This window comes from Spiroplasma sp. ChiS, assembly GCF_002968355.1.
GTDB classification, from domain to species: domain Bacteria; phylum Bacillota_I; class Bacilli_A; order Mycoplasmatales; family Mycoplasmataceae; genus Spiroplasma; species Spiroplasma citri.
Genome location: NZ_PUUH01000002.1, coordinates 25,687 through 39,592 on the forward strand (window position 1 = coordinate 25,687; position 13,906 = coordinate 39,592).

Annotated in this window: 20 protein-coding genes and 1 pseudogene; 19 read left to right on the top strand and 2 right to left on the bottom strand. The window is 26.6% G+C overall.

Features of this window, described 5'->3' with window-relative positions:
- Window positions 1-5 precede the first annotated feature (5 nt).
- Entirely contained in the window at window positions 6-668 is a 663-nt protein-coding gene (locus C6B38_RS00560; protein ID WP_105298253.1) for a tRNA (adenine(22)-N(1))-methyltransferase, read from the top strand.
- The gene (locus tag C6B38_RS00565) at window positions 668-1,411 is read left to right on the top strand and encodes a Nif3-like dinuclear metal center hexameric protein (RefSeq protein WP_105298254.1); all 744 of its coding nucleotides are present in this window, start codon (window positions 668-670) and stop codon (window positions 1,409-1,411) included. The genes C6B38_RS00560 and C6B38_RS00565 overlap by 1 nt, the downstream gene beginning before the upstream one ends.
- A gap of 9 nt (window positions 1,412-1,420) precedes the next feature.
- Here the strand turns inward: C6B38_RS00565 and ispH are convergent, their stop codons facing one another.
- Complete coding sequence (gene ispH, locus C6B38_RS00570; RefSeq protein WP_105298255.1) at window positions 1,421-2,302, bottom strand: 4-hydroxy-3-methylbut-2-enyl diphosphate reductase; 882 nt, start codon at window positions 2,300-2,302, stop codon at window positions 1,421-1,423.
- Window positions 2,303-2,589: 287 nt separating this feature from the next.
- Between ispH and C6B38_RS00575 the strand changes: the two genes are divergently transcribed.
- The 11 genes from C6B38_RS00575 (at window position 2,590) to C6B38_RS00600 (ending at window position 10,068) form a co-directional block, all read left to right on the top strand.
- Entirely contained in the window at window positions 2,590-2,988 is a 399-nt protein-coding gene (locus C6B38_RS00575; protein WP_105298256.1) for a hypothetical protein, read from the top strand.
- Window positions 2,989-3,208: 220 nt separating this feature from the next.
- The gene (locus C6B38_RS10870; RefSeq protein WP_233485447.1) at window positions 3,209-3,586 is read left to right on the top strand and encodes a hypothetical protein; all 378 of its coding nucleotides are present in this window, start codon (window positions 3,209-3,211) and stop codon (window positions 3,584-3,586) included.
- Between the two features lie 52 nt (window positions 3,587-3,638).
- A complete protein-coding gene (locus C6B38_RS10875) occupies window positions 3,639-3,803 on the top strand; it encodes a hypothetical protein (protein WP_233485448.1) in 165 nt (54 codons plus the stop codon).
- Between the two features lie 137 nt (window positions 3,804-3,940).
- A complete protein-coding gene (locus C6B38_RS00585) occupies window positions 3,941-5,323 on the top strand; it encodes a DEAD/DEAH box helicase (RefSeq protein WP_105298257.1) in 1,383 nt (460 codons plus the stop codon).
- Between the two features lie 268 nt (window positions 5,324-5,591).
- Complete coding sequence (locus C6B38_RS10880; RefSeq protein ID WP_233485449.1) at window positions 5,592-5,861, top strand: hypothetical protein; 270 nt, start codon at window positions 5,592-5,594, stop codon at window positions 5,859-5,861.
- Between the two features lie 72 nt (window positions 5,862-5,933).
- Window positions 5,934-6,287 carry a hypothetical protein gene (locus C6B38_RS10885; RefSeq protein WP_233485450.1) on the top strand — a complete coding sequence of 118 codons (354 nt, stop codon included), beginning with the start codon at window positions 5,934-5,936 and terminating at the stop codon, window positions 6,285-6,287.
- Entirely contained in the window at window positions 6,277-6,405 is a 129-nt protein-coding gene (locus C6B38_RS11780) for a hypothetical protein (RefSeq protein WP_255401046.1), read from the top strand. The genes C6B38_RS10885 and C6B38_RS11780 overlap by 11 nt, the downstream gene beginning before the upstream one ends.
- Before the next feature lie 350 nt (window positions 6,406-6,755).
- Window positions 6,756-6,884 (top strand): hypothetical protein, encoded by a 129-nt coding sequence (locus tag C6B38_RS11785; protein WP_255401047.1) that lies wholly within the window; start codon window positions 6,756-6,758, stop codon window positions 6,882-6,884.
- A 39-nt stretch (window positions 6,885-6,923) separates the two neighbouring features.
- Window positions 6,924-7,430, top strand: a complete 507-nt coding sequence (locus tag C6B38_RS10890) for a hypothetical protein (RefSeq protein ID WP_233485451.1) — start codon at window positions 6,924-6,926, stop codon at window positions 7,428-7,430.
- 2 nt (window positions 7,431-7,432) lie between these two features.
- A complete protein-coding gene (locus tag C6B38_RS00595) occupies window positions 7,433-8,362 on the top strand; it encodes an ABC transporter ATP-binding protein (protein WP_105298282.1) in 930 nt (309 codons plus the stop codon).
- Window positions 8,363-8,472: 110 nt separating this feature from the next.
- A complete protein-coding gene (locus C6B38_RS00600) occupies window positions 8,473-10,068 on the top strand; it encodes an MATE family efflux transporter (RefSeq protein ID WP_105298258.1) in 1,596 nt (531 codons plus the stop codon).
- Between the two features lie 84 nt (window positions 10,069-10,152).
- On the opposite strand, the gene C6B38_RS00605 is transcribed toward C6B38_RS00600, so the two are convergent.
- Window positions 10,153-11,268, bottom strand: a complete 1,116-nt coding sequence (locus C6B38_RS00605; RefSeq protein ID WP_105298259.1) for a GNAT family N-acetyltransferase — start codon at window positions 11,266-11,268, stop codon at window positions 10,153-10,155.
- Window positions 11,269-11,509: 241 nt separating this feature from the next.
- Here C6B38_RS00605 and C6B38_RS00610 point away from each other — a divergent pair, with 241 nt between their 5' ends.
- The 6 genes and pseudogenes from C6B38_RS00610 (at window position 11,510) to C6B38_RS00630 (ending at window position 13,858) form a co-directional block, all read left to right on the top strand.
- Window positions 11,510-11,905 carry a hypothetical protein gene (locus C6B38_RS00610; RefSeq protein WP_105298260.1) on the top strand — a complete coding sequence of 132 codons (396 nt, stop codon included), beginning with the start codon at window positions 11,510-11,512 and terminating at the stop codon, window positions 11,903-11,905.
- Between the two features lie 66 nt (window positions 11,906-11,971).
- Window positions 11,972-12,106, top strand: a complete 135-nt coding sequence (locus C6B38_RS11790; RefSeq protein WP_255401048.1) for a hypothetical protein — start codon at window positions 11,972-11,974, stop codon at window positions 12,104-12,106.
- Window positions 12,107-12,303: 197 nt separating this feature from the next.
- A pseudogene (gene rplU / locus C6B38_RS10895) lies at window positions 12,304-12,594 on the top strand (50S ribosomal protein L21); the annotation flags it as partial.
- A 260-nt stretch (window positions 12,595-12,854) separates the two neighbouring features.
- Complete coding sequence (locus C6B38_RS00620; RefSeq protein WP_004028591.1) at window positions 12,855-13,169, top strand: ribosomal-processing cysteine protease Prp; 315 nt, start codon at window positions 12,855-12,857, stop codon at window positions 13,167-13,169.
- 2 nt (window positions 13,170-13,171) lie between these two features.
- Window positions 13,172-13,462, top strand: coding sequence for a 50S ribosomal protein L27 (gene rpmA / locus C6B38_RS00625; RefSeq protein WP_105298283.1), 291 nt, complete (start codon window positions 13,172-13,174; stop codon window positions 13,460-13,462).
- 81 nt (window positions 13,463-13,543) lie between these two features.
- Entirely contained in the window at window positions 13,544-13,858 is a 315-nt protein-coding gene (locus C6B38_RS00630; RefSeq protein WP_105298261.1) for a hypothetical protein, read from the top strand.
- The last annotated feature ends 48 nt before the right edge of the window (window positions 13,859-13,906 follow it).

The following is a 13,906-nucleotide window of genomic DNA, read 5'->3' on the forward strand; positions in this document are numbered from 1 at the left end:
TAAAAATGGATAGATTATCGGAACGTTTATTATTAATTGCTAAACAAGTTAATGAAAAAGATATTATTTGTGATATTGGGACAGATCATGCAATGATTCCAATTTATTTAGCAAAAGGAAATTTAATTACCAAAGCTTACGCTTGCGACATTGCTGAACAACCATTAAACCAAGCAAAAAAAAATATTGCAAAATATCATACTGAAGAACTTATTACCCCAATTTTAGCAGATGGCTTAGCAGGAATTTCCCATATTAAGATTGATACATGTATTATTTCAGGATTAGGAAGTGCAACAATTTTAACCATTCTGCAACAAGATTCTGATTTAATTGATCGCTATATTTTATGTCCTAATGATGATCCATTTTTATTACGAGAATGAATTAAAAAACAAAAATACTTTGTTGAAAAAGAATTATTAATTAAAGAAAATGATATTATTTATGAAATTATTGTTGTTAATAAAAGTACAGGTCAAAAAGTTAAAAATAACAAAGACTTATATTTTGGTCCTTGTCTTCGCAAAGAACATAATAAACTTTTTCAAGAAAAATGATTGTTAAAAAATGATTATTATTTAACATTATTAAACAAGATTCCTTCAAACACTAAGCGTTATCAAGAAATTAAAGCAAAACTAAAAATGATTAACAAGGTGATTTAATGTTAATTAAAAAATTATATCAAGAAATTGAAACTGATTTTTCATTGAAAGTAGCTTGTAAATGAGATTATAGTGGTCATCAGTATGGAAGTAAAAATCATTTTGTAGCAAAAATTATGGTTTGTTTAGATTTAACGAGTGAAGTAATTACAGCGGCAATAGCTAAGCAAATTAATGTTATTATAACCCATCATCCTTTTTGTTTTGGCAAGAAAAAAAGAATTCAACGCATTCATTATAAACAAACAATTATTGAGCTTCTTAATAAACATCAAATTGCTGTTTATGCTTTACATACCAATTATGATGGTTTAATGAATGAATTGATTTTACAAGAATTAAATCCTCAAAAAATTGTTGCATTTGATGATAATTTAACAAAGATTGGTCATATCAGTTTAACAGCTGATGAAATTATTATGAAATTAAAAGCAATTTTTAAAATTACAACAGTACAGCATAATTTACCTACGTTAGATCAACCAATTAAAACAGTTGCTTTAGCAGCAGGAGCAGCAGGTAATCTGATTGCAAATATTGACCAAAATATTGATCTTTTTATTACTGGTGAAGTTAAATGAGATCAATGAGTATTAGCAAATGAAAAACAATTAGCAGTTATTTGTTTCAACCACTATATGGAAGATTTTTTTACTGCTGCTTTTGCTGGATACTTAACACGAAAGTTTCCAACTTTAACAATTATTCCATATCATATAAAAAATATTATTAACTATCGTTAATAATATTTTTTATATTTGTTCTAAATAACGAATTACTTCTAATTGAATGATACTAGGTGTTGATGCTCCAGCAGTAACAGCAATACAAGTTTTATTTGCTAGCCAAGTTGGTTGAATATCACTTTTATCATTAATGCGATATGATTCAATACCAATTTGTTCACCCATTGCAACTAATTTTAAGGTGTTACTGCTACGTTCATCACCAACAACAAGTAAAAGGTCAATTGTTGTTGGATCTAAACTTAGGACAGCATTTTGTCGTTCTAATGTTGCATTGCATAAATCATTTTTAAAAATAATTTCATTTGGAACAAGAGTTTTAAGTTTTTCAACAATTGCTTCAATATCAATTTTAGAAAGCGTTGTTTGGTTTGTAATTAAAATCTTTTTGGTTGGATCAAGATTGGGTAAAATGCTAGCAACTTCCTGTTCTGTTGTCACAAGATTAATGGTTGGACTAAGTGCTAACATTGCATTTGTTTCTGGATGAAAGTGCTTCCCAATAAAAATAATTTGATAATCTGGTTTTGCTAAATATTCCTTAATTAAATTTTTCGTAACTGTTACTCATTCACATTCAGTATCAACAAGTGTAATATTTTTTTGAACTGCAACATCTTTAATCAGATCATCGCTACCATGAGCACTTAAAATCACAACAGCATTATCTGGCAAAGTTTGAATTAACTCAAGGCGATTAAGTTTAAAATCATTAACAGGAATAACACCTAAGTTAACGATTTCATCAATGACATGTTTATTATGGACAAGATAACCTAACATATAAATTTGTCGCCCGGCATATTTAATAGCAGCTTCTTTTGCTCATTTAATTGACTTAACAACACCAAGACAATAACCACGAGGTGTTACTTTTACAACTTTCATTTTTTCACCAATCCATTTTTATCTACTTATATGATATCATAACTAAAAATGTCTTTTATCATTTTAAAATAATATCTTAAACTTATTCATTAATCGAACTAAATTTGATATAATTAACTCGTCTATTTTAAGTAAAAATTTTATCTTTTTCTTAAAATATTACAATTATCTTAAATACTAAATTCAATTTGGGATAAAAAATTATTTAATGCAAAAACTAATGATTAATGCTATTTTAACACTAGCAACCAACATTGGTTTGATTTCATTATGAAAGGAGATTGAGTATGCCAGTAAGCTCAAAAGCTAAAAGCAAAAAGGTGCCCCAGTCGAAAAAACCAGTAGCAAAAAATGCGACAGAAAAAAAATGATTATTCATTAAATCACAAGCAGTTGTTGATTCAACTCCAGCTATGAAAAGATCAATTGATCGTTCAGTAGGAGATATTTATACAAAAACAGCAGCAGATTATCGGGCAAAAGATGGAACTGCCATTATAACTGCCATTACAGCAGAAAGATTAATTGCAGAACGTTTAGGAAAAACAGCAACACAGAGAAAAACAATTGAAGCACAAAGTAAAAAAAAGACCATTCAAATGTTAAATTCAAAGGAAGACAAAACACCTGCTAAAAAAGCAGCATCAAAAAAACCTTTGAAAAAAGTAGGGATAAAAAATAAGTAATGTTAACAATAACTAGATTTTCTAGTTATTGTTTTATTTAAAGTTTTTATTAATATTTTTCCTGTTTTTACAAAATAGAAAAATAAGATTAAGAATTTGAAATAATTAGAACTATAATAATAAAAGAGAAGAGGTTGGATCATGAAATCATTTGGTAAATGAAGTATAACTTTGAATTATTGTATTAATTATTTTAGTTTTAGCCTTAGTTTTTTTAGGAATGTACTATGATGGTTATTATTGAGAAGGAAAAGGATTGCCGGTTAATATTAATGATATTAAAACATTTAATGGAAATGGTTATCAGTTAATAACCCAATTGGGAATTGGAAAATTAATGCGGTTAGTATCATCCCGGTCATTTATTTGAGGATATTCAAATATTGTTGTGCCTGATGGTGGGCAAGGAATTGATTTAATGACATGATTGCAACAACCGGGTAATGTTAATAATAGTGGTGTGATTCAATGACCCCAAAATTATGAATTAGAAGCAGGGACAAATTTTTCTGAAGTAGTTGGTAGTTTATTAATTGTGTTATTAGTTGCTATTCCTGTTTTAATCCTAATTGGGATATATGTTACAAAAAAATGATAAAAGCAATGACACATCCTTACTCAATTGAATATTTAGATACACAGACAAAAAATTGAAAAAAACAATAAAAGGAGCTAGAAAGGCACTGAAAAAAATGAATAAAGCTGTTCGCAAAGGACGTGAAACGCCAACAACATTAGCACGAGAACAAGAACGATGAGATAATTTAATTGTTAATGCTGAAGCAGATTTTATTAAACAAAAAGAACTTTTTTAAACGCAGAATAATAAAAAACCAGTTGTGAAAAAATTAGTACCTGTTGGTAAAAAATAAAAGTTATTATAATGAAATTAGCAATAATTTCATTTTTTAAATATGTTATAATTTGGAAGGTGAGAAAAGAGGGTTAAATTATGAGTAATTTTAATCAATTTGGCTTTAAACGGTTTTTAAATTTCGGTCTTGCTGAATTAAATTTTGTTGAACCAACTATTGTTCAAGAAAAAGTAATTCCATTATTGTTAAAACATCAAAATGTTATATGCAAGGCGCATACAGGAACTGGTAAAACATTTGCGTTTTGTTTGCCAATTTTAAATAATATAAATTATGAGCAAGTGAAAATTCAAGCCATTATTGTGACCCCAACACGTGAATTAGCAAAACAAATTTATGATAATATTCGTTTTTTTAAAAAATTTGAACCAAATTTACAAGTTAATTATTTTATTGGTGGCGAAGATATTAAACGTCAAATTGAACAATTACAACGAACACAGCCGCACATTATTATTGCCACTCCAACTCGGCTAAAAGATTCATTTGATCAACAAAGTTTAAATTTAGGTAAATTAACAACTTTTATTATTGATGAATGTGATATGCTTTTTGATTTAGGTTTTATTGAAAATGTTGATTATATTTTGAGTAAAGTTAATTCTAATGTTCAAGTATCTGTTTTTTCTGCAACAATTCCGCATGAGTTAAAACCTTTTTTAATCAAATATTTAAAAAATCCACATTATTTAGATTTAAATGCCAATCAATTAACAAATCAAAACATTACACATATTTTAATTCCAACGAAGCATCAAGAACGAGAAACAATTTTATTAAAACTTTTAAAAACATTTGATTCATATTTATGTTTAATTTTTGTTAATAAAAAAACAGACATTAATAAGTATTATGATTTGTTATTAGAACATAATTATTCTGTAGTTCAATTACACGCAGGGTTAGAACCACGATTGCGAACAAAAGTTGTTAAACGGATTCGAAATTTAGAATATAAATATGTTATTGCAAGTGATATTGCAGCCCGTGGGATTGATTTTATTGGTGTTAGTCATGTTATTTCAATTGATTTACCAAATGATTTAGAATATTATATTCATCGTAGTGGGCGTACTGGGCGGGCAAATTATATAGGGTATAGTTATGTTCTTTATAATACGAAAAATTTAACTTTAGTTCAACAATTAATTTCAAAGGGAATTACTTTTAAAACAAAGAAATGAAATCAACAGGGAGAATTGGTTGAAACAGTTATTAGTATTGATAAGTCTAAAAAACATTCTTCTCTTGTGGTTGATAATGAAATTAATAAAATTATTCATCGTTATAAGACAAAAGATAATAATAAAAAAGTTAAACCTGGTTATAAGAAAAAACGTAAAGCAGAAATTGATGAATTTAAAAAACAAGTTCGGCGAAGTCATATTAAGGAATCAATTAAAAGAATTAAAAAAGAAAAAGCGAAAGAACGGGCAAACAAATTATTTGATAAAGATTAAAAAGAAAAACTTCAAGTTTTTTGTTAATATTAATTTTTTTAAAACAAGAAACAAAAGTCTTTTTTTATATAATTATTTTGTAGTTTTTAAAATTACAAAATATATTATGAAATTAATGAAATAGGAGGAAAATTATGACTCATAATAAAACAGTCGAAGCAACGCAAGGAAAAAAAGCGGATTTAAATAAAAAGATAGTTCATTTTTTTCATTAAAAATGTTTCGTTATACTTTAATTAAAATGTTAAAGGCACCATCAACATGGGTGATGTTTGTTTTAAAATTAGCAGTGGGAATAATTATGGTTTTATCATTAGGATTAGGAATGAGAGATGTCGCTAGTGGAGACTATACTGATGCTGCTAAATCATTATTTATTATTTATTCATGGATTTGATATATGTTATACTTTGGGTTAACATCAATGTTTATTGGTTTTAAAGCGGTACAGTTAATTCGTGATGAAATTGATGATGGAACGTTATTAATTTTTTCATCAATTCTAATATCGCGAACAAGAATGATTATTGAAAAATAATTAGCTTTACAGTTATTATGCTTAATTTATTCACTAATTATTTTATTATTACCACCAATTTTATTATTAGCCATGGGACCGAAAGGAACAGCAATTGGAAAAGTAATTTTAAGCAAAGTTAACTTTATGATTTTAACAAATTTTATTTTACAATTATTTTTAACTACAATTGGTATTTTAATTTGTGGTTTAAATGCAAAAGGTGTTATTGGTATTTTATTTACAATTGGTTTTTTAACCGTAATTGGGGCAATGATTCCTTTTATTTATAATGCAAGTAAAGGTGATCGCGCATCACAATATTTGATCCAAACCGCGGATTTAGCAAAAAATCCAGTTAAATTTAAGGACTCTGATGTTAAAAAAAACATACGATGATTTATTAAATCCGACTGGTTAACCAGTATGAAGTGTAATGGACAATAAACTTAGTATGTCATTTTCTAATAGTAGTGAAAATATGGAAGATTTTGATGTGACTTCGCTAGCACGAAATATTGATTTAGTGATTACTAAAATACCTAATAATGTAATGGAAAAATAATGGAAAAGATATTTCTTGAGACGATGTTGTTGCAGAAGTTAAAAAAACACCAAATGATTATCCAATATTAGCTAAATTAATTAATACTAATGTATTAGAATTTGATGGTTATAAGTCAAATAAATTTAATGTTGTTAAACCTACAAACAGGTAACGAAGTTACATTTACCAATAATAGTGATAAAGGAATTAATATTTTATCTGATTTTTATAATGATGTAAGTTTACAATAACTAATTACGCTGTCAAGAACAAAACCATCATCTAATTCTAAAATTTATTTATATGTTTTAGATAAAACAAAATTAAAAACTAAAACAACAAAAAATATTTATCAAATTATTAAAACAATGTATGATAAATCAATTTTTTCACCGACAATTTTTGGTTATCCAAAAAATAGTTATATTTTAGGAGGAATCCTTGCACCAAGTCGAATTGCATCTCTTGTTTTTAACACATTGTCAAAAAATAGTTAAAATAGATTTATTAATTTTTATTGAGATTTTCATGAATTCTTGGCCCATAATTTATATAATGAAAATGTTTATATTAATGATCCAGTTATGTCGTTATATACTCAATTTATTGCGCAAATGTCTTATTGGTCAAAACAAGGAATATATGGTCGATATAATGCTATTCATGATAATGAACAACAGTCACAAAATGAATTAAATAGTGTTAAAAAAGCTCAAACAAATTATAAATTAATGGCATACTTAAATTTATGACAACAATGAGTTGTAATGTGAACAGGAAATGCTAGTGCTAGTGTATCAGGAACAAACGATATCGATGCAACAATGTTGTTACCAATTAATAATTATTTAGATGTTAAAATTGATAGTGTTATTTATCAAACAAGTGATTCTAATATAAAAACAAATTATTTTTTAATGAGGGACTTTAATAAACCAGTAACATTAACTAGTTTAGCTGGATTGTACACAGGTTATTTATTAGTAACTCTTGCATTAGCAGGGTTAACATTATGATGAATTACAAGAAAGAATTTTGTATAGTTATGAAAACAAAAAAAAGTAATTTTACACCAAATCCTGATTTAGCAATTGAGATTCATGGATTTACAAAAAAATTTAAAAAATTTGTAGCTGTTGATGATATTGATATTAATGTTGCAAAAGGGAAAATTCATGGTTTTATTGGGCCAAATAGTTCTGGGAAAACTACAACAATTAAATCATTAGTTGGGGCCATTATTCCAACAAGTGGTAATTTTAGTATTAATGGTTTAAAATCTATTTCACCATCAGCAAAGAAACTGATTGGATATATACCTGAAAATGCTTGATTTCCAAAGCACTTAAATGTTTATAAATATTTAATTGAAATAAGTTATTTACGAGATGTTAAGTATAAAGAAGCAAAAGTAAAAGCAAAGGAAATTTTAGAAAATCTAAATTTATGAAAATTTCGAACTAAAAATCCTAATACATTTTCATTAGGAATGAAGAAAAAAGTCTTGTTAGCACAAGCATTAATCGCTGATCCAAAGGTATTAATTTTAGATGAACCAGCTGCTAATTTAGATCTAACTGCTCGTCAAGAATTATTCAATGATTTAATTAAAGTTAAAAATCAAGGTAAAACAATTTTAATTTGTTCACATATTTTAACTGAATTACAAGATTTAACCGATGAGATTACAATTCTAAATTATGGTAAGGTTGTGTTTTCAGGCGCTATTATTAATTCTAGTCAAAATTATTATCAATTTACCGTAATGGAAAAACCAATGCTAGCAAGTTTAGAAAATGGTAATGCGCAAATTAAAGAAATTGCTTATCGTGCTTTTGAAGAAAAAGTTATCTTAATTACGATTAAACCATTTGTAACAAATATTACAGAAATTTACGATCGTGTTGTTTTTTCAGTTAATAAAAATTTTGGTAAAGCAAGTGCATTAAGTATAATTAATGTTAAAAAACCTTAGTAAAATATTTTTTTTGAGCTATAATTATAACAAAGATTATTAATGTAGTTTCAAAATTACTTTACATCGTAAGGTTTTTTTATTTTTTTATTGAGGGGAGGGAAATTAATTTGTCAGAAGTTTTAACGGTTCGTGAAAAAAAATTACGGTTTGAAAAACCTTGAAAAACAATAGCCTACTTTTGTGTTCCAACTGTTTTTTTAATGATTGTACAAGGGCTGTATAATATTATTGATAAAAGTTTAGTGTTATCATTTGCCGCACCTGATTTAATTCATGACCAATTTTATATTGATGCATATAATTCGTTAAAAAATATTAATGTTACAGAAATTCTTTTAGCCGATATGCGGTCATTTATTAATGTTGCAACTCAATATGCTTCACAAACATATAATTTACAATGGTCATTTAGTATTATGATTGGAATGGGTTGTGCAATGAATTTTTCAATTGCTTATGGGCAACGGGATATTCCAAGTATGCGCCGGATTGCGGGAAATGGTTTTTCATTAACAGTTCTTTTTTCAGTAATGGTAGCATTTGCAATTTTTTGTATTGTGTTTCCAGGGTGAAATGCTATTTTTATTACTTCTCAAATGGGAAAACATTATAATCCAATTACAGAAAGTTTATGTTGAGAATATTCATTTCCAATGTTAGCGGTCGCGCCAATGATGTTTTTAAGTTATTATTTTATGTCATTAATTCGTAGTGAAGGACGAATGAAATGAGTAATAATTATGATTTTAAGTTCATTATTAATTAATGCTGCAGCAGCAATTTTCTTTATGAAAGTTTGTCATCTTGGTATGTCAGGAGCAATGTTAGGTACAGTCTTTTCTTGAACAGTACAAGTAATCTGAGGATTTATTATTGTTTTTAAAACAAAAAATAGTTATTCAAAATTTTACTGAAATGATTTATTCCAAATTGAAGGAAAAAATATTGCTAATTTTACTAAAGCAGGGCTACCAAATTTTATTAATAATGCTGCTTTAGTAGTTACATCTTATGTTGCGACATCTCTTGTTGTTCAATTACCAAACCAAGAATATCATAATGGGGTTGCTGTTTTACAAGAACTTTATTCTTCAATTGTGCCATGAATGACATTAGTATTATCGGCTGGGGTTGGTGTTACACAAGGTGCTCGTAGTATTATTGCTTATAATTATGGTGCGAAAAAGAATGCTCGAATTTGAGAAGTTTTAAAACGTGTTAGTTTATTAATTATTATTTGATTTTGTTTAATGTTAATTGTCTTTATTATTTTTGGAAAAGATATGATGATGCTATTTGCTTTTCCTGAAAAATATGCGATTAAATATCGTTGATGAATTGTTTTAAACTTTATGACTTATCCATTTTGTTCGTTAACTTATATTGCTTTAACGTTGTTCCAAGGAATTAATCGTTCATTTTTAGCAACATTTACAAGTAGTTTACGTTCAATTGTCGTAATTTTACCATTAATTGGAATTGGTTTTGGGGTTAGTCAAGCAACTGGAAATCCAATTTTCTATTATATCTTTATTGGTTTAAATGATTTAATTTCAGCAGCAATTATTATTCCAATTTTAGTTTACTACTGAAAAAAATATCGGAATAAATTAGTGAATGAACCTGATCCATATTTTAGTGAATATCAAGAAGATTTACGAACTAAAAAAGTTTTAAAAGTAAAACATCAACAAAAAAAATAACAAGGTTTTAATACCGAAAATAGGCACATAAAAAACAATTTTATGTGCCTATTTTATTGAAAATTATTTATTGATAGGGTAAATTTAATTATTATTATCTTTTTCAACTAAAATTACTCATTTATCTTTTGTTGAAAAACTATAACAATTTTGGTGATAATTATTAATAGCAAAATCACTTAATCCTTTGAAAGCCATTAAATATTTATTATCAGTGATTTCTTTATTACATTTTTTACAACTAAAATTATTTACCATATTATTAATTGCTGTTTGATTTAATGTTTGGAGATGTTTAATTTTACCACGACTAATTTTTGTGGCAATTTGACTTAAATTAGTGATTTTTGTTTTTGTGATGTATTCACTTAAATATAAATTAATTGGACGAAATCCTAATTTGCGATAAACATTATATCCTTGTGACGTTGCAATCAATCCAACTAAGTCGTAACCTTGCTTATAAACACGATTAATTAAGTGATTCATCATTAGTTTTGCTAATCCTTGTCGGCGAAAATTTTGATGAGTTGAAATATCATCAATAATTGCAATATCTTTTTCAAAGTAAATATTTCCAGTTGCTGCAGGAAGATCATTTTTATATAATAAATCAATTTCAGCAGTATCTTTATTTTTATTTAATTTTAATAAAGTTTTATAAAATGCATAATCTCAACTTTTTGGTCCCATTGCACTTTCAAGAATTTTACTAAAATCAGTTAATCGTTTATTATCATTAACACGTCGGAATTTAAGATTTTTATCAACTTTTAATTTTACTTTTTTTCATTTTGTTAAATCAAGGACCATTCCAACTAAGATTTCATTTTGAATAAATCCTAATGATTCAAAAAAAGCTTGCTCTTTTTCATCAATTTGTTCGCCAATTGTATATCATAAAAAATCTAAGTCATTATCAACATAGTCTTTTACTAACTCTTTTACACGTTCAGCATCTTCTTGGTAATCTAATTGGGTACTAATTGCAATAGTATATGTTTTATCATCATCATTGCTAATATCAGTCATATAAATTTTATTTTCAGTATCAATTAATTCATTTCGAATGCGTTTATCTTGAAAGGGATTGGTCATGTAACGGACAAAATTTTGTGCTAATTTTGTTGCCTCATATTCACCTTTAATTCGGAACATTCGCTTAATTTTAGGATTCTGTCGATACTTTTTTTGTTTCATTTTTTCATCTACCTTAAATTATATATATTATATCGTGTTTTTAAGAAAACAAATATTAAAATCTGCTGATTTTCAAAATAAATTTAATTAAAAGATTACTATTCCAATTCTTTCTTTATCATATCTTATTGACACTTTATAATAAAAATTGTAAAATCAAGCATAATGTAGATGATTTTAAAAATATTAGTAATATTTTTAAAATAAATTACTTTGATTATATAAAAAAAGGAAATTTAATATGAAATTTATTTCAGAAATAAAATCTACCTTTAAAAGAAGTTATAAAGCAGTTAAAAAAGAACTTAATACATTTTTAAAAAAACTTGGTTTTAATAAAAATGAAACTACTAAAATATCAACTAAAATTTTTGACTATATTGATGAAACCTTAGAAACCTATGTGAATAGTGGGATTAATGCTGAAATTGATGCTGAAGCATTAGAACCAATATTTAATGTAAGAAATAAAAATATTGAAAATAATAAAGGATATAATCAAGAGTATGCTAATGAATATAAGAAAATATTTAATGAGGTTAATAACTTTTTACCAGAAGATAGTAAAAAAATAAAACAAACGAATTCAAAATTTATTGTTGAACAAGGTGAGGAAGATGAAACATATAGTCGATAATAAAAAAAGATATGTAGTAATAATAAAAGAAGAATAAAATTAACAAAAAGATTGGAGTGCAAAGAAATGGGAACGTATATAAACATTATGGGGACATATCGTGAAATCACTTGTGATTGTGGAAAAAAATGCAATAAAATTAATGATTTAGATCCAGATTGTAAAATATGCGATAGTTGTGAAGAATGATGAAATTGTTAATAAAAAAGAAGAACTTGTGTTACAATCTGAAGAATAATTAATTTTTAATAAAAACATAAAATTTATTGATTTTTTTTAAGATAACGATATAATTAATTATGGTTGTTTCAGTTTCAACCGCCCTTTGACTTTTAAGTACCTAAAGGATATGCAATACTTATCTACTTACAAGGCGAGTCTAAACTGGAGGTGTAAAAATGTTTGCAATAATTAAAACTGGGGGGAAACAACTTCGTGTTTCTCAAGGTGATGAAATATTTGTTGAAATGTTAAATGGTAATGAAGGTGAAAAAGTTAATTTCACTGAAATTTTAATGATTGATGGCGAAGTAGGAACTCCTTTTATTAAAGGGGCATCAGTAACAGGAACAATTTTAAAACAAGGAAAACAAAAGAAAATTGTTGTTTTCCATTATAAACCAAAGAAAACACAACATAAAAAATATGGGCATCGTCAACCATATACAAAAGTTAAAATTGATCAAATTTTGTTATCAAGTTCTGCTAAAGGAACAACAACAGATGCCAAAACTAAACCTGTGGTAGCAAAAACAACAACTGCTGCAAAATCAACTGTAAAACCTGTTGCTGATAAAAAACTAGTAACAACGGAAAAAAAGTAACAACAAAAGTAGTTTCTTCAGGTGATAAAAAACCAGTAGCGGCAAAGCCAGCAGCTGAAAGTACATCAACAACATCAGCAAAAAAACCAGCATCAAAAACAAAACAAAGTGACAAGTAAAACATTATGATTAAGATTATAATTACTAAAACTGAACAAAAAATTAAGAAAATTGAAATTACTGGTCATGCTAAAGCAGCTGAATATGGTAAAGACCTTGTTTGTGCCGCAATAACAGGAATTGCAACTGGTGGCTTAAATGCAATTGATCAAATTAAATCAAATAGTTGTCAATTCATTGTTAAAGAAGGATTAATTATTATTACAGTAAAAAATAATAGTGCTGACTTACAAGTTGTGTTACAAACAATTTATTATCAATTTTTAACAATTTATCAGCAATATCAAAAATTTATTAGTGTAAAGGAGGTTGAAGAATAATGATAAAGTTCGCATTAGGCTTACAGTTATTTGCTTCAAAAAAAGGAGTAGGATCGACTAAAAATGGTCGTGATTCACATTCAAAACGATTAGGTGCAAAAAGAGCTGATGGCCAAACAATTAGAGCAGGATCAATCATTTATCGTCAACGTGGAACAAAAGTTCACCCAGGAGCAAATGTTGGGCGTGGTGGTGATGATACCTTATTTGCCTTAATTGATGGAATTGTTAAGTTTGAAAAATTTGGACAAAATAAAACAAAAGCATCAGTTTATCAAAAACAAGTTAAATAAATAAAAAATACTAATTTTTTGAAAAAAAGTAGAATTAGTATTTTTTTATGGTTATAATATATCTATTAAAGGATGATTAGAATGATTTGCAATAAAAAATCTTGAAAAGCTTGACAAGTTTATTATCAATTATTGTTTGCCATTTTAATCGGGTTTAGTTTTTTTAGTGTTATTTTACCAATTCAATATATTTATATCATAGGCCCAATTGTGATTATTGTTTATTTCTTATCTTTTATAAAATATCAAAATAAGATGATAATAACAAACATTTATCAACAACGAAATCTTTGAAAATTTTATTTTTACCCAGTTATTGTAAAAATTATTAATATAAGCGATGGAAAATGTCATTACCAAACAGGGAAGGCATCTCCCTATCAATATTTTTCTTAAATGTGCATCAAGTATTTGCAGGAGTATTTGGTGCACGATGATTTCTGA